Source organism: Methanosarcina sp. WWM596 (assembly GCF_000969965.1).
Classification (GTDB): domain Archaea; phylum Halobacteriota; class Methanosarcinia; order Methanosarcinales; family Methanosarcinaceae; genus Methanosarcina.
Genome location: NZ_CP009503.1, coordinates 3,895,983 through 3,919,578, shown reverse-complemented (window position 1 = coordinate 3,919,578; position 23,596 = coordinate 3,895,983). Strand labels below are relative to the sequence as shown.

General features: G+C 42.3%; 24 protein-coding genes and 2 pseudogenes. 12 read left to right on the top strand and 14 right to left on the bottom strand.

All coding sequences use genetic code 11. The features are described 5' to 3' along the window. Window positions 1-245: 245 nt before the first annotated feature. The 4 genes and pseudogenes from MSWHS_RS17235 to rsgA form a co-directional block, all read right to left on the bottom strand. Window positions 246-2,747 (bottom strand): tetratricopeptide repeat protein, encoded by a 2,502-nt coding sequence (locus MSWHS_RS17235; RefSeq protein WP_082088061.1) that lies wholly within the window; start codon window positions 2,745-2,747, stop codon window positions 246-248. Between the two features lie 210 nt (window positions 2,748-2,957). After that, the gene (locus tag MSWHS_RS21840) at window positions 2,958-3,146 is read right to left on the bottom strand and encodes a hypothetical protein (protein ID WP_052722769.1); all 189 of its coding nucleotides are present in this window, start codon (window positions 3,144-3,146) and stop codon (window positions 2,958-2,960) included. 36 nt (window positions 3,147-3,182) lie between these two features. Beyond that, window positions 3,183-3,257: pseudogene (locus MSWHS_RS22490) on the bottom strand (hypothetical protein); the annotation flags it as partial. Between the two features lie 71 nt (window positions 3,258-3,328). Continuing rightward, window positions 3,329-3,595, bottom strand: a complete 267-nt coding sequence (rsgA, locus tag MSWHS_RS21835) for a GTPase RsgA (protein WP_052722768.1) — start codon at window positions 3,593-3,595, stop codon at window positions 3,329-3,331. Between the two features lie 71 nt (window positions 3,596-3,666). Here rsgA and MSWHS_RS17225 point away from each other — a divergent pair, with 71 nt between their 5' ends. Then, complete coding sequence (locus MSWHS_RS17225) at window positions 3,667-3,918, top strand: hypothetical protein (protein ID WP_197073978.1); 252 nt, start codon at window positions 3,667-3,669, stop codon at window positions 3,916-3,918. A 28-nt stretch (window positions 3,919-3,946) separates the two neighbouring features. Here MSWHS_RS17225 and tnpA read toward each other — a convergent pair whose 3' ends face one another. After that, window positions 3,947-4,408 (bottom strand): IS200/IS605 family transposase, encoded by a 462-nt coding sequence (tnpA, locus tag MSWHS_RS19765; protein WP_082088120.1) that lies wholly within the window; start codon window positions 4,406-4,408, stop codon window positions 3,947-3,949. Between the two features lie 510 nt (window positions 4,409-4,918). Here tnpA and MSWHS_RS20750 point away from each other — a divergent pair. From MSWHS_RS20750 to MSWHS_RS17200, 4 genes and pseudogenes are all read left to right on the top strand, one after another. After that, window positions 4,919-5,050 (top strand): annotated as a pseudogene (locus MSWHS_RS20750) (IS630 family transposase); the annotation flags it as partial. 124 nt (window positions 5,051-5,174) lie between these two features. Then, window positions 5,175-5,780, top strand: coding sequence for a pentapeptide repeat-containing protein (locus MSWHS_RS17210; protein WP_048127405.1), 606 nt, complete (start codon window positions 5,175-5,177; stop codon window positions 5,778-5,780). A 668-nt stretch (window positions 5,781-6,448) separates the two neighbouring features. Then, complete coding sequence (locus tag MSWHS_RS17205) at window positions 6,449-7,249, top strand: EFR1 family ferrodoxin (RefSeq protein ID WP_048159474.1); 801 nt, start codon at window positions 6,449-6,451, stop codon at window positions 7,247-7,249. A gap of 151 nt (window positions 7,250-7,400) precedes the next feature. Further along, a complete protein-coding gene (locus tag MSWHS_RS17200) occupies window positions 7,401-8,126 on the top strand; it encodes a TetR/AcrR family transcriptional regulator (protein WP_048127401.1) in 726 nt (241 codons plus the stop codon). Window positions 8,127-8,416: 290 nt separating this feature from the next. Here the strand turns inward: MSWHS_RS17200 and nudC are convergent, their stop codons facing one another. The 8 genes from nudC to trmY all read right to left on the bottom strand — a co-directional run bounded on the left by nudC (window position 8,417) and on the right by trmY (window position 15,412). Beyond that, a complete protein-coding gene (gene nudC / locus MSWHS_RS17195) occupies window positions 8,417-9,283 on the bottom strand; it encodes an NAD(+) diphosphatase (protein ID WP_231585500.1) in 867 nt (288 codons plus the stop codon). A gap of 25 nt (window positions 9,284-9,308) precedes the next feature. After that, entirely contained in the window at window positions 9,309-9,917 is a 609-nt protein-coding gene (locus tag MSWHS_RS17190) for a HemK2/MTQ2 family protein methyltransferase (RefSeq protein WP_048127397.1), read from the bottom strand. A 3-nt stretch (window positions 9,918-9,920) separates the two neighbouring features. Continuing rightward, window positions 9,921-10,643: a 16S rRNA (adenine(1518)-N(6)/adenine(1519)-N(6))-dimethyltransferase RsmA gene (gene rsmA, locus MSWHS_RS17185; protein WP_231585755.1), complete on the bottom strand. Its 723-nt coding sequence runs from the start codon at window positions 10,641-10,643 to the stop codon at window positions 9,921-9,923. A gap of 207 nt (window positions 10,644-10,850) precedes the next feature. Continuing rightward, window positions 10,851-11,588 carry a DUF655 domain-containing protein gene (locus tag MSWHS_RS17180; protein ID WP_048127393.1) on the bottom strand — a complete coding sequence of 246 codons (738 nt, stop codon included), beginning with the start codon at window positions 11,586-11,588 and terminating at the stop codon, window positions 10,851-10,853. A gap of 193 nt (window positions 11,589-11,781) precedes the next feature. Continuing rightward, window positions 11,782-12,135 (bottom strand): RNA polymerase Rpb4 family protein, encoded by a 354-nt coding sequence (locus tag MSWHS_RS17175; RefSeq protein WP_048127391.1) that lies wholly within the window; start codon window positions 12,133-12,135, stop codon window positions 11,782-11,784. 405 nt (window positions 12,136-12,540) lie between these two features. Then, window positions 12,541-12,834, bottom strand: coding sequence for a 50S ribosomal protein L21e (locus tag MSWHS_RS17170; RefSeq protein WP_048127389.1), 294 nt, complete (start codon window positions 12,832-12,834; stop codon window positions 12,541-12,543). Between the two features lie 339 nt (window positions 12,835-13,173). Continuing rightward, window positions 13,174-14,469, bottom strand: a complete 1,296-nt coding sequence (locus MSWHS_RS17165) for a tRNA pseudouridine(54/55) synthase Pus10 (RefSeq protein ID WP_048127387.1) — start codon at window positions 14,467-14,469, stop codon at window positions 13,174-13,176. Window positions 14,470-14,776: 307 nt separating this feature from the next. Further along, on the bottom strand, window positions 14,777-15,412 hold the full coding sequence (trmY, locus tag MSWHS_RS17160) for a tRNA (pseudouridine(54)-N(1))-methyltransferase TrmY (RefSeq protein WP_048130295.1): 636 nt from the start codon (window positions 15,410-15,412) through the stop codon (window positions 14,777-14,779). Between the two features lie 159 nt (window positions 15,413-15,571). Here trmY and MSWHS_RS17155 point away from each other — a divergent pair, with 159 nt between their 5' ends. The 7 genes from MSWHS_RS17155 (at window position 15,572) to MSWHS_RS17120 (ending at window position 22,603) form a co-directional block, all read left to right on the top strand. After that, window positions 15,572-16,228, top strand: a complete 657-nt coding sequence (locus MSWHS_RS17155; RefSeq protein ID WP_048127385.1) for a metallophosphoesterase — start codon at window positions 15,572-15,574, stop codon at window positions 16,226-16,228. A gap of 447 nt (window positions 16,229-16,675) precedes the next feature. Beyond that, window positions 16,676-17,917 carry an MgtC/SapB family protein gene (locus tag MSWHS_RS17150; protein ID WP_048127383.1) on the top strand — a complete coding sequence of 414 codons (1,242 nt, stop codon included), beginning with the start codon at window positions 16,676-16,678 and terminating at the stop codon, window positions 17,915-17,917. 402 nt (window positions 17,918-18,319) lie between these two features. Further along, complete coding sequence (locus MSWHS_RS17140) at window positions 18,320-18,865, top strand: hypothetical protein (protein WP_048127379.1); 546 nt, start codon at window positions 18,320-18,322, stop codon at window positions 18,863-18,865. A gap of 369 nt (window positions 18,866-19,234) precedes the next feature. Further along, window positions 19,235-19,876: a cell surface lipoprotein gene (locus tag MSWHS_RS17135; protein WP_048127377.1), complete on the top strand. Its 642-nt coding sequence runs from the start codon at window positions 19,235-19,237 to the stop codon at window positions 19,874-19,876. 24 nt (window positions 19,877-19,900) lie between these two features. Next, complete coding sequence (locus tag MSWHS_RS17130) at window positions 19,901-21,067, top strand: tRNA (guanine(10)-N(2))-dimethyltransferase (RefSeq protein WP_048127371.1); 1,167 nt, start codon at window positions 19,901-19,903, stop codon at window positions 21,065-21,067. Window positions 21,068-21,191: 124 nt separating this feature from the next. Beyond that, window positions 21,192-21,863 carry a hypothetical protein gene (locus MSWHS_RS17125; protein ID WP_048127369.1) on the top strand — a complete coding sequence of 224 codons (672 nt, stop codon included), beginning with the start codon at window positions 21,192-21,194 and terminating at the stop codon, window positions 21,861-21,863. Window positions 21,864-21,907: 44 nt separating this feature from the next. Beyond that, on the top strand, window positions 21,908-22,603 hold the full coding sequence (locus tag MSWHS_RS17120) for a DUF2110 family protein (RefSeq protein WP_048127367.1): 696 nt from the start codon (window positions 21,908-21,910) through the stop codon (window positions 22,601-22,603). Window positions 22,604-22,637: 34 nt separating this feature from the next. Here the strand turns inward: MSWHS_RS17120 and MSWHS_RS17115 are convergent, their stop codons facing one another. Further along, window positions 22,638-23,378 carry a V4R domain-containing protein gene (locus MSWHS_RS17115; protein ID WP_048127365.1) on the bottom strand — a complete coding sequence of 247 codons (741 nt, stop codon included), beginning with the start codon at window positions 23,376-23,378 and terminating at the stop codon, window positions 22,638-22,640. Window positions 23,379-23,596 lie beyond the last annotated feature (218 nt).

Genomic DNA, 23,596 nt, shown 5'->3' with positions numbered 1-23,596 from the left:
GCTGTCAGGTGAAAAAGAAAAAATGCTGCTCTTCTGTTTAACATTCTATCCCCCAACCAAAAATCAGGAAAATAAGGTGGCTATCAATTGAGTTCTCAGATTCCTGATGAATCTTGCCTGCTTTAAAAATAAGTTTCAAAATATACTTTATCTTACGGCTTTCCCGTAAATTTCCGATATTTTCAGAGGCTGATTAAAAAAAGAGAATGGGCAGCGAGTGCCCGCAGATTTCTATGCTTTCGAGATTAGAGCTCTTCGAGCGAGGAATCCCACTCCGGGTCTTCTTCAGCCAGTTTTGCGTTGATCTCTTCAACTTTTTTACGGTATTCTTCTGCAGTTTCGGAGTCATCCATTCCTTCAAGGAGATTTGCGTAGTTGTTGAAAAGCATAAAACTCCTTTTCAGGGAACCAAGGTCTTCAGGAGTGGATTTTGCCAAGCGTTCGTTAAGGTCAAAGGCTTTTTCAAAGCACTCTTTTCCTTTTTCCTGTTGATCCATAACCGAATATCCGATCCCGAGATTATTCAGAGCTCCAAACATATGATGGAGGTACAAAGAGTTTTCAGGATCTTTTTCAGACAGGATTTTGAGGTTTTTGTATGCATATTCGTATTCCGGAATTGTTTCTTCCAGTTTATCGACATCCCTATATATGTCCCCGATTTGTTCGGCAAAACTGGCAAGCATCTTTTGAAGCCCCAGGTTCATCGGATAGGTTTCATATAATTTTTCAACGGTTTTGAGGGCAAGTTCATAGTATTTTCTGGCAACGCTTGAGTCTTTCTCTTCGGACTCCAGTTTTTCAAGGAGGGACATTCCTAATAAGAATGCTTTCCCTGATGTAAGGATTGTGAGTTCCGGGTCCTCAAACTGTTCAGCAATTATTTGATCAAATCTTTCAAGTGCCTGCCTGTGATATTCCACTGCTTTTTCCTCGTCCCCAAGTTCGGAATGCAGCACTCCAAGTTCAAAGTATGTAGTTTCCATATCCAGATAAAGTTCATGTTCATGTTCCAGATCGTGATCATGCTCCAGATCGTGATCATGCTCCAGATCGTGATCATGTTCCAGATCGTAATCATGGTCATGATCATGTTCCATCTCATGGCTGCTTTCCGGAGGCATCAGTTCAAGGAGCTGTTTCTGGACTTCCAGGACCCTTTCATACACCCTGAGTGCTTTTCCGAATTCTCGATTGTTTTTGAACAGCAGTCCTAGAGTGGTCAGTGATTCGAGCAGTCCCTCATGGAAAAACTCGTTTTCAGGATCTGATTCAAAGGCTTCTTGAAATACAGGGAGAGCCCTTTCATGGTACTGAACTGCAGTTTCAGGTTCCTCTTCTGCATAGAGATTTCCTATCTGGTTCCAGGTATCAGCCTTATTAGCTTCTAACATGAGTTTATCGGCATCCGTGGGGTGAAGGTTTTCGTAGATTTCGATTTCCTTCTCATAATAAGCCTTTGCCTTTTCAAGTCCCTCTTCTTCCGCAAAAAGGTCCCCAAGCTCCCGGTAGACATCGGAAAGCTTCAGGGAATATTCAGGGTTTTCAGGTTCTTTTTGCAGCAGGTTTTCATAGACCTGTAATTCGTCCTTATAGCAGGTTTCTGCACTTTCAAGGTCTCCAATATCCGAAAACAGCTCTGCAAGTTCCTCTAAAGAACTGGCAAGGTTTTTATCGTCTCCAAACAGGTCCGGGTATTTATCCATCAGTCCCCGGAAAATTTCCCTTGCTTTCGTATAGTAGTCCCTGGATTTTGTGGTATATTCCGTGTCTGAAAATATTAAGCCTGAATCCTTGTACATATCTGCAAGAACCATAAAAAACGGAATGTTTTTGGAAAATGGAGTGTTTTCAGAAACTTCAATATTTTCAGAAACCGGGATATTTTCAGGCTTATTTTCTATCTCGCTTTCCAGCAGGCCCAATGCTTTTTTATAGCACTCCTCTGCCTTTTCGAGATTTTCCAGGTCCGAATACATATCGGCAAGATAACGGTATGCGTAGCTCAGGTAAACTTTGGTTTCAGTATTTTCAGGGTCTTTTTTGAGGACTTTTCCGTAAATCTCTATTGCCCGGTCATAAACATGCTTCGCCTCTTCTAAATATCCCTTTTCCTCGCAGAGACTTCCAAAGTTCATAAGCGAATCATCAAGGCTGCTGAGGTGTTCGAACATTTCAGTTTCACTTTTGATAAGTTTCTCAATGACATCGAATTTTTTATCAAAAAGTGGTGCTGCGTCTTCGATTAATTCTCCTACTTCAAAACAGAGCCCTATGTGTTCGATCGTTTCCAGGAACTTTTCCAGGTACCCTGGATTTTCGGGATCGGATTCCAATAAATTCTCAAAGCCCAGGACCGCTTTTTCAAATATCCCTTTCATTTGAGAGATGTATTCTTTTGATTTTTCGGGATCTTCAAGCGCCGAAAGGACATCTCCAATGCTTCCAATAGTTTCTCCTATAAAAGACCGGTAATCTTCCCTTTCCGGCTCTTTCGAAAAAAGCTCCCAGCTAATCTCCAGTGCCTTTCCTAAAAGTACAAGCGACTCTTCGAGTTCATCAATTCTGTATTTTGCAAAACCTTTAAAAAACAGGAGGTTGTATGAGATCTCTGGATCCTTTACTTCTTCTGCGATTTTTTCGGCCTTATCAAGGCTTTCAAAGGCCTTTTTATATCGCTCTTTATCGATTTCGTCGGCTGCTTTCTTCAATAAGCGAAAAGCAGAATCATGTAGCTTCCTTGACATAGAAATAGCATAGGTTTTTTCATATAATAATTGTAGGTCCGGGAAGTTTCAATGTAAACTACCCCCTGCTTCTATTGGGGTCGAGGAAGGGAGATTTCCCGCCTAAAGTTAAGGTTAGAACTTCTGTAAATGCTTCTTTCTAATTTGATTTACGTGAGCAATTTTGTAATTTCGGTAAGTTTTCATGCAGCACGCCGAAGCTATGAAAATTTAAAAAATTTCTCTGAATCTTTCCATTTCAAGCCGTTTCAGCCCTATTTCTGTCTTTTTTGACTGGAATGCAAGTTTGTTAGTTAACCTGTGATAGCTCTCCAGCCGCTCTTCAGGAATAAACCCATCCCTTACAGCCTTCAGGACAGCACAACCCGGTTCTTTCTCATCGTCTTTTCGGATATTCACTGTCTTCTGAACGACTTCCCCAAGAAAAGCGTTGATAATTGTGGATTTTCCGATCCTTGAAGAACCTACGAGTACAACCGTTCCCCCAGGATTAAGATATGGGCTGAGGATATCAAGCCCTATTTTTTAGAGAGCACTTAAGGGAATTATCGACACGTTCCCTGCAATGACCAAAATTATTTCTACCAACCGGTTGGGTTATCTTCAAGGTCAATTTTGTTAAGTAAAATCACAGAGCTTGCCCCGGAAGAATATACAATAGCAAGATACCTTTCTAGCCTTCGAAGGTTGAGGTCCTTCCCCACAGAAGTAACGATAAAGATGGTATCGAGATTTGCAGCAATTACCTGCTCCCCGCCCCCGCCTCCTGCTGCACCTCTTGAAAGGCAGGTTCTTCGGGGCAGGATATTCACAACCATGCGTGAACCAGTCTCAGGCTGGTCAAACAAAACGACAAAATCCCCTACAACCGGCTGCTTGCCTCTATTTCAAACCCTTTTTATAGAAATAAAGAGAAGTATTGGAAAGAGTAAGAATGAATGAGAATAATAAAGAAAACGAAAAAGAAGATCCAATAGGCTCCGGGATCGCATTTGGCATGTTATTTGGTGTGATAATTGGCATTCTGATAGACAATATAGGCCTGGGAATTGCTCTCGGACCTGCACTTGGAATAGTTTTAGGGGTAGCTTTTGGAAAAAAAGAAAGGAAAGAGGACGTGAAAAATCAAATTGCGTGCGGCCACCCCAACCTAAAGGATGGGGTATGCTGATGGGCCGCCCGCCCGGTTATTCTGGTACTTAGAAATCGTCAATTTTCCGTTGCCTAGACTTTAATCTATATGATTGAACCTCTGTTTTCGGTTTTCCCTGCGACTCCTTAATGTAGTGCTTGATTGTGTCAGCGGTTACATTTCCAACGGATCGATAGAATTTACCACTTGACCATAGACTTCCACCCCAATATCGTGTTCTCAGTTCAGGATGAAGCTTGAACAATCTGTAAGAACTACCTCCTTTCAAGTATTGAACCACCTCTGATAGAGAGGTGCTTGGGTGGAATTCCAGGAACAGGTGAACATGATTATCTACAACTTCCAGAGCATGGATTTTGTAGCCTTTCTCTGTGCAAATATTGTGGAATATAGACTCGCAATCCTTTTTAACTCGTTTATTGTAGAATATCTTGTATCGATACTTAGGCACCAACACGATGTGGTAGGTAATCTGACCATAGCCATGGCTAAAACTGCGCAATTCCAACGCTTATCACATCCTAGCCATAGGTAGCTGGAACCACCTGTGGCTATGGTGTCAAAAAACCTCATTTTACAAAAAAACGATGATTGATACAGTTTAAGCGAATACAAAACAGCCAGCGAGGGTTCACTTCATCCCCGACCTGAAGGTCAGGGTATTCGTGACCCTCTGCACTCCCATAGTAATAAATAGTAATGTAATTTCATGCCAAACTGATCCCAAAACTCAAAAACTACTTCCTTGAATCCTGTTTTGAAAGGAACAATCCAAATTCAACATTAATAAATAATGATAAACAGTATTCATATGGTGATAATATGAAAGTTAAATACGCAACGCCACAATTAAAGAACTTAAATCTAAAGGTGCCAAAATCACTATGAAACCCATACCAATAACAGTTGGGACCATTACTTTCTTAGAAGACCCAAATGGAGTCAAAATAGCGCTAATTCAACACCACTAATCCATTTTTCTTCAATTCAAACACAGATAATGGTGCTTTTTTTATTAAAGAGGAAAGCCATTCCGATGAAATCTGGAAGTCCCGAAAAATATGATTATGGATATATTAGGAATGGAACAGCAAATGTATTCATGGCGGTGGAATTCAAAGCAGGAAAAAGGGTGACTCAGGTAACCAAAGATCAACTGGAAATATACGAGAAAAATTACTGATGAGAAAATGTCTAAATATCAATGCACCCTAATTAAGTTGCCATGACACCAGTATAATCAGTTGGAAACATCAGTATGTGGAGATAGAAACATGTTGGAAAGCAGAATTATAGCCGCACACTCTGATGACAATTATGTAGAAAGGACGCGCTTTGAAGGCGAGATACTTTCGGACATCGATATCGTAAGGATAGAATTTGAATCGATACAGTTTATACAATGTCAGTTCAGCAAATGTGATTTTTCAAAAGCCAGCTTTTACAATTCGGTGTTTGAGAATTGTAATTTTGCGAATTGCATTTTTATGGAAAGCTACTGGAAAGGCTCCAAAATTTTAACGTGCAAGGGTGATGGCAGTAACTTCAGCAAGAGCCAAATAAAAGAAACCTCTTTAGAGGACGGTTCCTTTCGATATGCAGATTTTTCAAGTTCCGTATTGGAGAACTGCACCATTCGTGACTGCAATTTTACGGAAGCCTTCTTATCCGAGATTCGGTTAAAGAAGCCCACACTGAAAGCGGTAAATTTCACAGGAGCTGATTTTTTTAAAACCTTACTCGAAGACATCGACATATCGGATTGTATCATTGATGGAATAACAGTATCCGATACACGCAATGAACTCAGAGGGGCTATAGTCAATGCCGGGCAAGCAATAGAACTTGCTGCGCGGATTCTGGGAATCAGAATTGTGTAAAGCATTGACTCGCTCACATAAATCAGAGGAGAAATGAATGGATCTTTCCAATGTCTGCCAGGGAAAGCAATGCTTTTATATATCGTTTTAACAGGTCCCATAAAAGGTTCTTTTTGATTTTCTACCGTTACGGTTGCCAGTTGTACAAACTTCTTGATTGTGCTCTGCATGGGAACATTTACTATCGAAAATAGTTCTGTTATCTTAGCACCTATCTGAAAAGTGGTCACCTACTGTAACTTTTACAATATGCAATATGTAAAATCGAAATGGATACTCTGATATTATAATCGAAATGGATACTCTGATATTATAATCGAAATGGATACTCTGATATTATAATCGAAATGGATACTCTGATATTATAATCGAAATGGATACTCTGATATTATAGGCTTATTGTGACTTTTCAACATGCATTACTGACTTTTCGGATAGGTTCATATTTTTTTCCTGAGAACTACTTGGAAACTAACTAATAGTTATAAATTAACCAATAATTATAAACCAATCAATAGTTATAAACTAACCAATAGTTATAAACTAACCAATAGTTATAAACTAACCAATAGTTATAAACTAACCAATAGTTATAAATTAACCAGTGGTTATTTAATCACCAATAGTTACAAATGAACTTAGAGTACACAATAAATGGAGTAAATAAAATGGAAATAGAATCCTTGAAATTAGTCTATTTTTCACCTACCGGAACAACAAAAACGGTTGTTCAGGGCATTGCACATGGTATTAATCCAGGCACCACGGAATTAATTGACATTACCAGACCGGATGCAAGAAAACAACCGTTAATGACCTCGGAAAATGAACTGCTTGTACTTGGAGTTCCCGTTTATATGGGGAGAGTGCCGGCATTATTAAATGAATGGCTGAATTCAATTCAAGCTCATAATACACCGACGGTTTGTGTTGTGGTTTATGGCAATAGGGAATATGACGATGCATTACTCGAACTAAAAAATATTGTAACGAAATGTGGGTGTATTCCCATTGCCTGTGCAGGATATATCGGGGAACACTCATTCTCAAATTCCGAGATGCCAACAGCCGAGGGACGTCCCGATGAGGATGATTTACTCCATGCAGAAGAATTTGGACGGAAAATACGTGAAAAACTGCAATCTGTTTCAGCAATTTCTCAGATCTCTGATGTGCAGGTGCCTGGCACTTACCCTTATAGAAGAGATACAAAACTATGGATTGTTGATTTTATCGCAGTCAATGATGAGTGTACACAGTGTGGGACCTGTGCGGAGCTGTGTCCTACTGGGGCTATCGATCCAGAAAATAGCAATTTGATTGATACGGGAAAATGCATCACGTGTTGTGCATGTATCAAGAACTGTCCTCAAAACGCCAGATCGATGAAACCCGGGCTGGTCAAAGACGCATCAGTGCGTCTCCATACGCTCTATAGCCAAAGAAAGGAGCCTGAATGTTTTATTTAATGAATATATCCCAAATAGATCCCGAATATATCCAGAATATATCCCGATTGGTAAAAGTGGAAAATTGGAATACATTCATTTCTTGAATCACATAACTAACAATCATAATGTAAATGTGGGCTTGTGAATATGGATCAGGTGGAGTGGAACTATGGGAATCGCCGATAGAAGACAACGAGAAAAAGAACAGCGAAAGATCGAGATCATCGAGGCAGCCGAACGTCTCTTTTTTACTCGAAGTTATGAAGATGTTTCCATGGAAGACATCGCCCGCGAGGTCGAACTGAATAAGGCTACCATTTATCTATATTTTAAAAATAAGGAGACACTTTTCGCAACTATTGTACTCCGTGGTATCCAGATCCTTAAAAAAAAATACACGGAATGCATGGAGAAACAGGTTCCAGGTATTGTCAAGGTAGCCCTGATGGGCCAGGTTTATTACCAGTTTTCACAGGAATACCCCGATTATCTCCGAATTATCCATTTTTACGGTTCTGAGCGTTTTTCCAGAGAGAACCCGTGTACCGCAGAGATTGGAAAGGGATATGGTACCTGCCGTCTGATCCTGCGGGATGCGATCCGGGAGGGTATCGATGACGGTACAATCCGGGCCGATCTCGATCCGTTCCTGACCTCGATGTACCTTATGATCTCCTTCATGGGTATCCTGTCAATGGAAAATAAATGGAAACTGGTGATCGAGGCGGAAGGATTCAGCTACGAACAGTTTGCCAGTGAGTTTTTCCGGTTCATTACTCCTGCTATCTCTTCCGGGGAGGAATCTCACAAAATGGATGTCAAAGATTTCGCATCATTTGGATTCTTTTTAACCGAGCCTGTGGCACCTGAGAAGAAAAAGAGAGAAAAATCTTAAATTTTTTAGAATTCGAGGTTGAATTTTTTCACCTCTGTAACATTTTATATTCTTGATTCCCACCTGTTCCATACGAGACAGGCGAATTCAGCCCGAGATCATAAAAGTACACCAATAAAAGTATACCAATAAAAGTATACCAATAAAAGTATACCAATAAAAGTATACCAATAAAATTATCCGGAGGTGGAGCGGTTCTCTCTACAAATGCCTCCTAAACAAAAAAGAAAGAAGAATAGAAAAAGGTCACAGCAGGATGAATAAAACTCTGAATCAAATATGAATCCGTTTTAAACTTCCATCCCTTCTTCTTTGAGGAAATGGTCGATCAGTTTTCGGGAAATGCTGATCTTTCCGGGCAGAGCAGGCAAATCTTCTACCGAAAACCATTTTGCATCCTCAATTTCAAACCCGTCAGGCCGGATGTCCCCGGAATCATATTCTGCGGTAAAGCCGATCATGAGGGAGTTCGGAAAAGGCCAGGCCTGCGTTCCGAAGTAAGTTATGTTTTTTACTTTGAGCCCGACTTCCTCCCAGACTTCTCTTGCAACTGCCGTCTCGGCCGTTTCTCCGGGCTCGACAAAACCGGCTATCAGGCTGTACACACCGGGAGGGAAATTCGGGGACCTTGCAAGCAAAACCTCATGACCCTTTCTGATAAGCACGATTATAGCAGGCGAAATCCTGGGATAGAAAAGTTCTCCGCAGGAGGGGCATTCTTTTCCTCTTTCTCCGGGTTTCTGCACGGTCTTTGTTCCGCAGCGGCTGCAGAACTGGTTTGTCCGGTCCCATTCCACTACCTGCACTGCCTTATTCACAAGTTCAAAGCACCCTTCACTGATCTCCGAATGTGCCTTTCTGAGGTCGACAAATTCCATCCCCTCCGGAGCCTTCGCATCTGCAGGCAGCTCCACAGAGTAGCAGTGTGTCCCCTCAAGCATACCAAGGTACTGTTCCCTTACTGCAGGAAGCCCGAACTCCCCAAAGTCCAGGAGCTTTGGAATAGCTCCGGGGTTTTTTCTGACTTTCAGAAGAATGTCACGGCCCCGGAAAATGAACCAGAGAGCCTTTTCGGTCCTTCCGGCTGGTGGTTCTACGCCTAAGATGAATTTCGGGTAAGTGGGATTTTCCCTGTTTGTAGGGGTCATAATGCTCATCTATTGGGTTTTGTTCTATATATGATTACAGGAGTTTCCCTCTGACTACCATCAATTCCTCAAAAGAAACCTTTTTTCTCCCCACAACATCGACCTCAAACCCCAGTTTCCCCATCTTCTCCTTCACTGCTTCCATCCCGGTAATCGAAGAGATCAACACCAGAATTTTTCCTCGGGGTTTCAGGTAGTTCCTGACTTCATCTAAAAAACGGTCAAGGGTTTCCCGCCCGCTGGCTCCGCCGTCAAAAGCATAATTTAACCAGCCTGGGATTTTTTCTTCTTTGGAAGTAGGGAGGTAGGGCGGGTTAAAGATGATGAGGTCAAAAGAGGTTTTCTGGCTTTCCGGCTTCAGGCCTCTGAAAAGGTCTGTGAGGATGACCTCAACCCCATTTACTTTTGCACAGCGGGCAGCATGCGGGTTGATCTCGGTTGCAAATACGCGGACACCCGTCACATTTGCCCTTAGCACGGCAGATACAAAACCCGAGCCTGCCCCGATTTCCAGGATACGCATACCTGGCTCTGCTTCATCAAGGACCGCGTCAGCAAGCAGGAAGGAGTCTTCTGCAGGCTCGTAGACAAGGTCTGTGGCTCCGAGTTTGACCCGGGTGTTTTTGTATTGTATTTCAACCATGGATTATCTGGATTTGAGGTCAAAAATCATGTTTGCAATGCTTGCAAGCTCTTCAGGAGTAAGGTTTTCAGCCCTTTTGTTCATGAAATTTTCAGGGAGCTGGCTTACAACCTCTTTGACTTCCGGGATTTTGAGCACATGATTTGTGTTCAGGATCGAATTCCTCAATTTTTTTCGGCGCTGGCTGAAGACTGCAGCCACAAATTCAAGAAAGAAAGCTTCGTCGCGGACTTCGAATGGAGCCGGGCGGGGAATCAGCTTGACAACTGCAGAATCTACTTCAGGTGCTGGCTGAAAGACGCCTTTTGGAACTTTCATGAGGATGGAAGCATCGGCAAAGTAATATGTATCGACCGTAAGGCGGGAGTAGTCCTTGCAGTCCGGAGGAGAGACCATGCGGGCTGCGAACTCGTACTGGTACATAAGAATCCCAAGTTTGAATTTGCGGCGCAGGAGCTTGAAGGTGATTTCCGAGGAGATGGAATAGGGGAGGTTTGAAACAACCCTGTCAAACTCTGGAAACTCGACTTTCAGGGCATCACCTGCGATAATCTCCACATTTTCTGCTTTATCGAAACGGTCATGCAGGACTGAAACAAGGGCAGGGTCAAGCTCGACTGCAATTACCTTTTTTGCTCGCCTTGCAAGCCGTTCGGTAAGGTTTCCTATTCCTGCCCCGATTTCAAGAACCGTATCCTGCGGGCTTAGTTCAGCAGCAGCAACTATTCGGTCCAGGTAACCGATATCAATAAGGAAGTGCTGGTCAAAGGTGCCTCCTTTTATGTTGTACTTTTTGAGAATGGAACGAACCAGGGCTGAAACCTCCTGAGTAGATTAAGTGTTTTTAATAGATAATATTTGGATAAATTCTCAAAAACTGAACCTTCAGAAGTCCTATACCAGAAAAGGGGTTAAAAAAAGAAAGGAAATATTTCACCGATCGCTCGAGCCCTGGCGGCGAGGAGGGACGGTGAAAAGCCTGTACTTAATGAAATCATCCTTGAGTTCTTCTATAATCCTGTGGGAAATGACTTTAACAGGGTCATGAAGACTCGGGATTCTCTCGCGGATATCCTGAAAGCTCTTAAAGTCCCCTTTCTTATGTTCATCAATGATAGACCACATGAGTTTTTTTCCTATCCCGGGAAGGAGTTCAAGCATATGCAAGCGGGTTGTAATGGAATGGGCTTCGTTGAAGAACTTTACGAACCTCTCTTCTTTGTGCCTGACACAGGCTTCAAGGATAAAGGGCAATTCGAGGTTTGCTCCGGTAGTAAGGTCAGAATACCCTATCCTCTGTTTTACGTGGTCTATTTCATTCCTGTCTCCAGGCCCGATGTAGACTCTTGACTGGATTTCAGGAATTACACCGGATTTTGGGACCAGTTCCATAAGAGTAAATTTTTTATCCCCTACAGCCTGCACAAGAGGTTTTTTCTGGAACGTTGACGTGCCGTCAACGGATTTTCCATAGGGAAGATAATCGAGGACCCATACATATTCCTCCCTGTCCTGTGAATTCTCCATGGTTTTTCCGGATGAGCGCGGAGCTCTTTCTGACTGCCTTTCATATTGCGGTTTGCCTGCCGGCCGTCTGCTGCCAGAAGAAGGTCTTTCGGCAGACGACCTGCCAGTATACGGTCTACCTGATTGCGACTTCTCTACTACCATCAGCACCCATCCTATCGATAAATATGAAACCCCATTAAGATCTGATCTTAGAGAACCGGGGAATCCTCTGCTGCTAAATTTTTCAGGTCAGGGTACTCCCTTGATACTTAAAAGTACTCTAACCAGATTTCGGATAATTCCCTCATGAATAACAAGATAAACTGTTATATAGCTTATTCTCTTTACTTTTTAATTATTCCATAGCCACGAATACATAGTCCAGAATTTGATCCAGCTCTTCATTGCTCAGGGTGTACTTTTCTTTCGCATAGATTGACCTGAGTTCATCTCTGGATTGAGGCAGAATGTCTGCTATCCTTATCGCAATAACGGGCTTCATTTTTTCAAGCTCAAGTAACTTATTAACAAGTTCTCTTGCTTTCTCCCCATTAATTTTAGAGAACTGTTCCGCATGATGCAGGGCTTTTCTGAAACTGTATGCAACCTCGAGCCCCTGCTCTCTGCGCTCGTCAGCGATCCCGGAAAGTATATCCTTGACCTCGGCCAATGTCAATAACTCTTCGTTGATGACTTCCTTAACTATCATTGGAATACACTCTTTTGAATTAAAATTTCAGGTAGTTGTATTTCCTTACAGAGCAATCTTTTCTACTGCTTCATTGTGAGCTCTGATTCCTGCAGTTGGCATTTTATGCCTTTCAGTACCCGACATGCGCCCGATAAGCCGGAACTGTTATTGAATAATGAATAACGTTATCCTGAACTATCTCAGCTATATGTAATACAAATGATATATAATTATAGATGTTCCATAATTATAGATGTTCCTTTTCCAGGATAATAGACTAATTTTTAAAAGGGCCGTAAATAAGGTTGTTATTTGCCGGAATTTCTGGTAGAATTTTAAACCTCCGGTTAGAAGCCTGCAGACCTTAAATCCCAGAGTAAAAAGGAAGATTAGGTTGTAAAAACCTAACTGCCTTGCTAGGAATCAGTACTTCTGAGGTTTCAGGTGCTGGGGAAGGGAAAATACTTCCTTCATTGCGTTTCCGTTGCGGACTGCCAGCACATATGAGCGACCGCGCTGCCCGATAACCTTCCCGGTAGAACCCTGAAACTTTGGATTTGGCATACCTTTCTGGATGCTTGGGTCGATGTCAATGTGGACCATCTGCCCTTCTTTGAATTCCTGAATTGCCCTGCTTATAGGGGAAATTCCTCTTTCACGAACCGTCTTCTGTAATTTGTACCTTGTGCAGCGTTTTTCACCGTGGGAATTTGTCATCGCATGTTCCTCCGTTAGAATGCTCGATTAGTTTCTCTCTAATAAAGTTTCTCTTTAATAATTGATTTTCCTCTAAATAAGATGGATGTTATTTAAATGAACCGTTCATTAAGCCACTCTTTCCCTGTGGCCCGACCGGCTAATGAAACTGATTCAGATTGAAATCCAGATTGATTTAGATTAGATCGAGTCAAATTGTTTGGATTGATTCAAACTATTTGGATTGATTCAAACTATTTGGATTGATTCAAACTATTTGGATTGATTCAAACTATTTGGATTGATTCAAACTATTTGGATTGATTTCGTTTATTTAAAGCAGATTCAGATGCCTGGAGCTTAAATTTCGACGTTAACTACATCAAGATCTTCCACAAGCGCCGGGACTCCTAAAAGCCCTGTCAGGCTCGGGTTTGTCCTGCCCTCGTCCCCGGAAATCAGCTCTTTGACGTACAGCCCACCTTCACAGTTTACGGTTATGTGGGCATGACCGTTATCTGTCAGCTCGTCAAGCGTAATGCTGTGCACGTGCCTTTTCCGGACAAGATCTGCCCGCCTGTGAACCACACGCTTTGGAGTCTGCTGAGCGATCTCCGTACCACTCAAAGACTCAAGGCAGGATTTAAGCTTTTCCTCTGAAACAGGCTCTTTAAATGTAACTTTAAGCTTATAAGTTTTATCCGCCTTTGAGCTCTTCAGGATCTCAATCATGCTTTTTTCTACAAAGCGAAGATCCCTTACCTCAACTTTTCCTGCAGCATTCTCATTAATTAAGGCAGTAAGCATTTCAAGGTCAGCCATGCGCTTTACAGGGGATTTTGCTTCTACCACAAAGGGTCTGCCGTTTCCGAGCATCAGGGCATCTATATCTTCCCTTCCCGAACCGTGAAAAGCCGTATCAACAGCCTCAAATGTTTCGATGACGGGACCTTTGATAAGCTCATCTACGGATTCTGGATATTGTTTGCCGGTAAACCCGCAGCTCTCACAGCCTCTACCCTTACATTTCCTGCAGGGCCAGCGGGTCTGCGGGATTCCGCGAACTTTTTTGAGGTAGCGTCCGTAAACATATACTGAACGGACCTGAAGTTCGAAGTTGGTTGTTGCAAGGTCAAGGGTGATCACAATATCCGGGTTTTCAAAATCCACTTCTTTGTCAACCTTTTCTGCAATCCGCTTGCCTACTTCCCGGTTAAGTTCGGTCTTTAACTGCTCGGCATAGGCAGTCCCTGCCTCAGCCCATAACATCTCTTCGTTTTCACTCAGGAGCCCGCTGACCTTTGTCCCCACCAGGAAGGTGGAGTACTCAAGCCCTTCGAGGGCTTTTGCAGCTTTATCTGCCCATTCATCCAGTTTTTTGAACTGGTCAAGGCAGACCCAGCACTGCTCGTCTTCACCCTCGATTCTGAGAGTTTTCCTTGCAAGGGCACTGCAGGGAACAAGTTCCTTTAAGAGAGAATCATCATTTTCACTTTTGTAAATGCGGTCCCCTTCAAGGACAAGGGCGAGTTTCATTGCCTGCCCGCGCTCTCTGTTGCTGAGGCCTGTGGATAATTTTGCAAACTGACGGCCCATGCAGTGGTCACAGACAGGACCTTCGTGCAGAATCTTTTTTGAAATTTCAAGTACATCCATTTGGTTTCACATTCTCTAAGCTCTTTGTTCGGGAAATAGACCCGGGAGGGGATAATTGAAGGTTGGGATTGGAAGATTATATTGATAAATTATATTGAAAGATGGTATTGAAAGATGGTATTGAAAGATGGTATTGAAAGATGGTATTGAAAGATGGTATTGAAAGATTATTATTGGAAGATGATATGAATGTGATGCGCAAATTAGAAGCATGTGCCCTAAAAGATGCATCAGGATAAGTTTCTATTCTGATACAGGGAAGTGGAATATAACTTTTTGGATTAAAACCTGATCCAAAAATCGCAGCTCAGTTCTCAGCCCTGGAGTTTGCCCCCCCTGGAATTTCCCCTCTTTCTGCTTCAACTCTGTCCAGTTCGTTATGGATAAGAGTTATGCAGTGGTTGGAGTGAAGGGAAATTGGACCAACCGAAATAATTTTTGCTCCTGCTTCAAGAAGCTGTTTTTCCTCTTCTTCGGTAACACCGGTGTGATCTCCCAGAATAAAAACAGGGTCCCGGATTTCACCGGCAAGTTCTCTGATATCCTTGCCGTCTTCTCTAAGATATACCAAGTCCCTCCCTTCAAAAGAAGCCAGCAGGGACTTTAAGTCTCCCTTACGTATCCAGACACCAGGTGTGGATCGGGTATCCAGTTCAGTTGCATTTTTCAAAAGGGCCTTATTGATAAGCGAACCACTGCTTCTTTCGTCCGGGTTCAGGTATCTCAGGTGGAGCCCTTCAAACCTGATAATTTTTCCGGGTTCAGGCTCCCCCAGAAGAAGCAGGTGCACGTTTACATCCCTGCGCATTCCAAAAGAGAGGAAAAGGGCAGAGCTTACGCAGCGGCAGAGTATATCCATTCTTCCTGCAGACCCGGGGAGGTCATTTAAAGAGAACTCGCCGCTTGTCATTGCTTTATGCCCTATAATAATGATATCTCGCATGGGGCAGTATATTACGTAAGGGATATAAAAGATGTGTGCATGTTCACAGAAAAACACATAACATAAAGCGTATAAGAAATTGTATCCAATAATTCAAACTAGAATTAAAAACCATAATTCAGATCATAGAAAAAAGAGCATGATAAGGACAGGATATGGATGAAGATACTCGCGATTTCCGACCCCCATGGGGACTATTCAAAGATAAAAAAGATCATCGAAAAAGCCGGGGAATTCGACCTTGTCGTGGTAGTCGGAGACATTACCAATTTCGGGCCCGATGAGAAGGCAGAAGAGCTGGCTGAAATGTTTGATAAGCCCGTGCTTGCAATTCCCGGGAACTGCGACCAGAAGAGTATCCTGAAAGCCCTTGAGAAGTCAAAAGCCATAAACCTGCACGGAAAAGCCGAGCAGATTGGAAAAATCCGGTTTATCGGGCTTGGAGGCTCGAACCCCACTCCTTTTAACACCCCTTTTGAGCTTTCCGAAGAAGAAATCGAAAATGCCCTTGAAGGAATGGTCTGCTCCGCCGAAAACTCAGGTGAATGCGGGACAATAGTACTCCTGACTCACGCACCTCCACATGGAGCAAGGGACGAGCTACCCTTCGGACATGTGGGCAGTAAAGCCATCCAGAAGTTCCTGGACAGGGTTGACCTGATTGTCTGCGGGCACATCCATGAAGCAAAAGGCACTGAAAAGGTTGGAAAAACCGTTGTTGTAAATCCCGGGGAAGCCTGTAAAGGTTCCTGCGCTCTTATAAATATTGAAGAGACCGGAAACAAACCCATTGAGGTTGAATTCGTAGAAGTATAAAGTAAGTTTTAAGTAAGTTTTAGCCAGATTTTAATAAACCAGATCTCAATTAACCAGGTTCGTTCAGGTTTTCGGAGTCATCAGTATACATATATAAAGAGATTTAAAGAGATTTCCGTGGACTCTTAACCTTTTTCCTTTTTAAGGAGTATATTCGTCAGCAAGAACATCCTTACTATAAAAATATATTTTGTTTTACATCTTCATATTGTGTCTTTAACAAATAAGAACTCACTTTAACAACATATAAGAACTCACTTTAACAACATATAGAACTCACTTTAACAACATATAGAACTCACTTTAACAACATATAGAACTCACTTTAACAACATATAGAACTCACTTTAATTACATTATTTTGCTTGTATATGGAAATACAGCCAGAAAAATCTGAGAGGTTGAGCTACGGACGTAATTAGCGAGTTCGGTTTCGATCCGGTTTTTGTGGATTTCCTGACAAAACTTGCCATTGCCTTTTTGATAGGGATCATGGTAGGTGTAGAAAGGGAGCACAGAGGCCTTGAATATGAAATTTTTGCTGGTGTCAGGAGTTACAGCATAACCTGCATAACAGGAATGCTCGTTGCTCTTGTGAGTGGACCAGCAGGCATAGGCTTCGTTTACGTAGCTACGCTTTTCTTTGCAGCTATCTGTTCCATAATTACCTATTCCAAGATATTTCTCTATAAGCGGATAGGGGTTACAAGTCCTATTACTCTCTTTTTCATTTTCGTGATGGGTGTCCTTGTTGGCTATGACTACGGCCTGTTTGCTATTGTCTCTTCAATAGTTGTATCTTTCCTCCTGATTCAGAAGCAGCCCCTTCACCAGTTTGCAGGAAACCTGACAAAAGAAGAGCTTTACAATGCCATACAGTTTCTGGCTGTCGCTTTCATACTTTATCCGGTGATGCCGGAAAAACAGTTCTTCGGGCTTGTAAACCTCAGGTCTGCAATTCTGATTGTGATTCTTGTTTCCCTTATCAGTTTTTCAAGCTATGTTCTCCTGAGAAAGTTCGGGACAAAACGCGGCATGTGCTATTCAGGCTTTCTCGGGGGCTTTATAAATAGTGAAGCTACTACAGGAGCACTTGCAGGGCTCTCAAAAAAAGCAGAGGCGATGGACGATCCTGTACTTACAGGAATTCTGCTCTGCAATATTTCCATGCTCATTCGAAACCTTATATTAGCCTTTATAGTTGACCCTACAGGCCAAACAACTCTGTTTATGCTTCCTTCTCAGCTTGTACTTATCGCCGTTTCCATAGCAATAGTTATCAGGCACAGTAAGAAATTCTGCTCTGTAGGCGGGGGCGAGCTTAAGATTCAATCTCCTTTCTCGCTCAATCAGGCGTTTAAATTCGGCATTGCTTTTACCCTGATTCTCATCATAGGAAACTTTGCCTATGACATTGCAGGAACTGCCGGAATATACATAACTGCCTTAGGGGCTATTTTCAGCAGCTCCGGAGTGATAGTCTCTGTAACTCTCCTTGCCGTAAGCGGAAATATCTCCTACGAAGTCGCAGCAAATACTGCAGTGCTTGCAAGCCTTGTAAGTACTGTAAATAAAATTCTGCTTTCAAAAATTTCAGGTTCTGCAAGCCTCTTCTCCCTGGCAAAAAACACATTCGGAATCATTGCAGTAACCGGAACTGTTGCTTTAATTTTATGGAACAGCCTGTAAAAAAAAGCGAGATGAAAGAATACTTCGGGTATGAAGACACAGTCATCTAAAATACGGATCATGTTTTTGCACAAGTCTAAAATATCTTTATATGCAAGCAAAGCACTTAAATTTATTAAGAATTTTACTTTGGAAAAAAGATACTATAAAAGAAAAGTACAAAAATATATTTATATGTACTTAAAGATACAGGATGAATTAAATGTTTGAAAAAAGAATAAAAGTCCATTAAAGTAAGGACTTAAGATTAAATAACATTAACAATTATATGAACAAGAACAGACAATTATATTCGTAAACTTTAGACATTTTAAAGTCAAAGCATCAAAAAACGATTTGAAACTTAGAATTATTTCTGCAGAGTTTCTAATTCCATAACCAAAAATGATTGTGGGGAATAATATGAAAATAAAAATATTTGTTCTGCTTCTAGTTTTAAGTGTAGTTTTGTTCTCGGGATGCACTGGAAATGAACAGCCCTCCCCGGAAGAAAACGCTACACCTGAAGAAACAGTAACCCCGGAAGAAATTGCAACTCCGGCAGAGACGGAAACACCGGCAGAGACGGAAACTTCGGAAGAAGTTGAAACCCCGGTAGTAACGGAGACAGAGGAAGAAGATGTAATGCCGGAAGAAAATGAGACCGAAGAAGGGCCGGCAATTAACACATCCAGTATAAGGAAAACTCCCTATACTATAAGGCTGGACAACTATAGAGCATATCCCTCAAGCCTTGATATCAAACAAGGAGAAACAGTCGCCTGGATTAACTATCAGGACAGCCCGAGGAGAGTCTTTACCCTTACAAGTGAAGAAGGTCTCTTTGAGAACACAGGCCTTGTGTACAGGCGTTCCTTTGTCTATACCTTCAATGAAACCGGGACTTACAACTTCACCGTTATCGGGCAGTCCAGAATGGATGTCAATATAACTGTGAACAAGCCCTGAAGAAGTTTTTTGAAGAAGTATTTAAAAGGAACTGATGAATAAAATACCTCAAAAGGTATATACGGCTTTATCTGGAAGGCAGCAAAACTTTCCAGTAAATTTACTTTTTTTCGATTCTAAACTTTGCCACTCGTTTCCATTTCTGATTACTTCCTACATCCGTGTCCTGAATAAACAGGGCTTATAGGCAAAAGTCAGCTAATAAGCCATTAACTGTGCTTCCAGAAATTAGTTTTTCAGAGTAAAACAACAAAATCGATTACAAACAAACTATTTTTTAAAATAAAGCTTATTATAAGAAAGTGTTATTATCAATATGGCTTATATTAAATTTGGGGTGTAAAATAAAACTTACACAGGGAGGAAGTAATGGTAATAAAAAAGCTCATTCTGCTCTTTGTAGTTCTGTCAGTGTTAGTGTTTGGCTACCTTAACTGGTGGGGAGGAGATCAGGAGCAAGAAGAAGCTGTGAGGGATTCCGGCGGGTCAGGCGGCGGCACTCCAGAAGGAACACAGCTGCCTGTAGAGGTGCAGACGCCAGAAGAGACAATAACGTCAGAAGAAATGGAAACACTGGTGGAAACGGAAACATTCGAGGAAGCGGAGACACCGCAAGAAACAGAAGCTGCTGAAGAGGAAAGAACACCTGGCGAAACATTAACTCCGGGTACAGGGGACGGAATTGAAGAGGAGCAAACCGAATACATGACTGGCGAAGAGGGAGAAGCCGGAATAATTCAGCCTGCGGAAAACGAGTCACAAACGTACCTTGTAAGGCTTAAGAATTATCTTTTTATTCCTTCCGAGCTGGAGGTAAATGTAGGGGACTCGGTTGTATGGAGAAATTTCGATGAATCCGGTGTTTTTACTCTGAGTAGCAAGGAAGGGCTTTTTGAGGATGAAAGACTCGGATATGGAAATACCCTGAACTACACATTCACTGAAAACGGAAGCTACAGCTTCAGTGCAAACGGGTATCCGAACATGCAGATGACCATCACGGTAAAATAATATCACAAAGTATAGCAATTTTAGATGATCTGTAGAACTATAGTGGAAGGGACAACAAAGATTTCAGTTCCGATCCCGCCTCCAGATGCAAATTTCCCTCCCTCGGCTGCGCCGGTGTTCTATAACCCGGAGATGGAGCTGAACCGTGATATCAATGTTGCAGCAACTGCAGCATTTGTGGAGAGGCTTCTTTCGAGAAAAAACATACAGAGAGAGGAGATCCGCTACGTAGATGCCTTTTCTGCATCAGGAATCCGGGGGCTCAGGATCGCAGGGGAGGTTGGAATACATGCGACTATGAATGACTGGAGCCCTGAAGCCTTTGAACTGATAAAGGAAAATATAAAAATTAACGGGCTTGAGGAAAAAACTCAGGCTACACGCAAGAACGCAAATGTCCTGCTTCATGAGCAGAAATTCCATATCGTGGATGTTGACCCATTCGGGACTCCTGCGCCTTACCTTGATGCAACCGCAACTTCGGCGCAGAGCATGCTTTCAGTTACTGCAACGGATACTGCCCCCCTCTGTGGAGCTCACCTGAACTCGGGAATCAGAAAGTATGCAGCCGTACCCCTTAACACAGAATATCACAGCGAGATGGGCTTAAGGGTCCTGCTAGGAGCCTGCGCAAGAGAACTTGCAAAACATGAAAAAGGGATGTTGCCCCTACTTTCCCATGTCACGCGGCATTATGTCCGCAGTTACCTTGAAGTTCTTCCCGGGGCTAAACATGTTGACAGGACCCTGAAATCCATGGGGTTCAGTATTCATTGCCCCAGATGTGGGTTCAGAGGACCTGTATATGGGCTTGCCGTCCATATTGACCGGGAATGCCCTGCCTGTGGAGCCCTGATAAAGATTGCAGGACCTTTGTGGCTTGGGCCTTTTAGAGAGCCTGAATTCTGCAATGAGGTAATTTCTGAGCTTGAAACGCGTCCCCTAAACACGAAAGATAAAGCAAAAAAAATAATTACATTCTGCAGGGACGAAATCAACATTCCCATGTTCTATGACCAGCACGTAATCTGCAAGGAACTCAGGGCTTCTGCAACAGGTATTGAGATTCTGATAGAGGCCCTTAAAGCCAGCGGGTTTGAAGCTTCAAGGACTCATTTCAGCGGGACCTCATTCAGAACAGATGCTCCCGTAGCTGAAATAAAGAAAATAATTCTGGCGCTTTCAGGATGAAGAGAATATTCCTATGGAAACCAGAGGTAGAAAACTGTTCAGATATTATATAAACTATTAAAGAATAATAAACGCCTGAGCTCAGATTCGGAAATAATCCGCAATAAAAACTCAATGTGATATCATGTCCGACGAAGATGCAGAAAAGTTGTTTTTGCAGGAAAAACCCACTCTTGCACTGCTATTTATAGGTTTGATGGGAAAAACCTATGCCTCGATTATTTCAAAAGAGATAGACTCAACATTTGCCCATACTACGAGAATCCTTTCGAAAATGAAACAGTCCGGACTTATAAGATTCACATTTGAAGGACGGATAAAATTTGTTGAACTTACGGAATACGGAAAGGAAGTAGAAAATGCCCTTAAAGAGTTCCGGAATATAATTGCAGATGGGTATCCTTCAAGAGAAGGAAGCCTGAAAACAGGAGAAAATGGGCCAGGGAAAAAAGACAGAGACAGTGAAGAAACGGAAGGTAAAGAGGTCGAAGAACAGGAAGAAGAAACCGAACGTGAGATGAAAAAAGAGCTTGACCTTCTAAGTGTTGAAATCCTTGAAAAAGTCCGGAATCTCAGAAATAAAATAGAGAGTATCCACAGAGAAGCAGTTGAGAAAGGGCAGAGTAAGGAAATGATTTCTAGAAAACTTGGCCCTTACAGCCGGGATGTCAAAAAACTGCATAGCCAGATTGAAATGGCTGAAACACCTGTTGACGAAACAGTAGTTTCAGCTCTGGAAGAAACCGAAAAGCTCCTTGAATCTTACCTGAAGAGCCCGAAACCGGAAAATACTTAATACGGCAGGCACAGGTAGAAAAAGAATAAAGTGGCAGGAAGAAAATGAAAAAAGTTGTAACCCTCCAGCATATTTATGGAAAAAACCGGGAAAGAATGACTGAACTCCTGAAAGGCCTGGTTGAGAACGAATTGAAAGACCTCGAGGTAAAGGTCGAGGTTTCTATTACCCCGGAAAACTGGGCAGAGTTTTCCCTTGAGGGAGAAGATGATGAGGTGTCAGCAAATCTCCTGACATCCAGATACGGAAGCCCTGCAGAAAAAGCCGTGCCCGGAAAGGTGTACCTGGGTTTCCTTCAGGCTTTTACAGAAGACGCTTTTATGGTTAACATAGGCATTCCTGTGCGCGTTGAAACTGAGGAACTTAAAGCCCTGGGCAGTGGAAAGCCAAAGCAGCTTGCATCAAGATTCGGCCTGATCCCTCATCTGCCAGTTGAAGTTGAGGTATTTGAGGCAAACAAAAAAATAAAAGCCCGCTTCACCAAAAAACAGCTTGACCTCTGGTGGGGCTGGAAAAAAGCAAGCACTGATAGAGTTGTCGTTAATGCTGCTACCCGCTCGGAAATTAAAAACGCAATAAAAAGGACTGGGCATGGCAGGGATATTTACGAAATCGAGCGCCTTGGGCTGCTTGAGCATGCAGTCGTGTGCCGCGAAAAAACAGATGGACCCGGAATCGTGTCAGCAATAGGGCCTCGCCTGAAATCCGAAATGGGAGTCGTAATAGGAGATTCTCGTTAATATTTATGTAAAACTGTGAATTTAAAAAAATAATTCATATTGTAATTTCAAAAAGACAGCGCATGTGCCCGGTCCCATAACACTCGGTTTCCAGGACGCCGCACTCTTTACCCAGTTTTTCTTTAAGGATTCCTTCAAGGATGCCTTCTCTGAAGGCACAGAAGGGTTTACCTATTGCCGGCATGACCCTGGCCTTGAAGTCATCTTCAACCTGAAGAGCAAGAGAATCCCCCATGAGCACCGAGACCCGGCAGTCTCCATGAAATTCCATAAAACCTGCAATCTCATTAAACAGGTCTTCAGAAGTACTTGATTCAAAATTAACAGAGAGATGCTTCCCGATATCAATTCCAATCATCCTGACAACAGGGGCATTATCAAGCCCGTATGCTTCAAAACCAAATAGTATCGCATGAAAGAGGGCTTCCATAAAGTGGAACTTGTCGTTTCCATTTGCAGCAATGTTTTCCAGCAGGCTCCTGTAATGCCCGATAAAAGGCTCAAGAGAGCAGCCCAGATATTGGGAATTCAGGGAATAAATCTTCTTGCGTCGGTCTTCAGGGTCAGAAATTTCTTCAACAAGCTTGCATGATCTAAGATTATTAAGATGAACTGAAATGGTTGATTTGGCTTTTGCCGTATATTTTACAATTTCGTCAAACGCTTTTGGCTCTTCCCTGAGCAAATTCAAGATCTGGAGTTTAACAGGGCTGTCTACGGCTATGAGCCCTCTTTCAGTAAAAAAGAATTCAGTTTTAGTCTCAGGTTTTGCCATAATATCTTTAGATAAGTTGTATTTTTAATATATAAAACGTTCGCGTGATTACGAATAATCCAACTTAAAATATAATAATGCAAACATAAAAAGAACCGAAAGAAAGAGGAAGAGGAAGGCAGACGAAAGCAAAGTAAAATGAAACAAAGTAAAATGATAAAGTAAAGTGAAACAAAGTAAAATGATAAAGTAAAGTGAAACAAAGTAAAGATAAACTA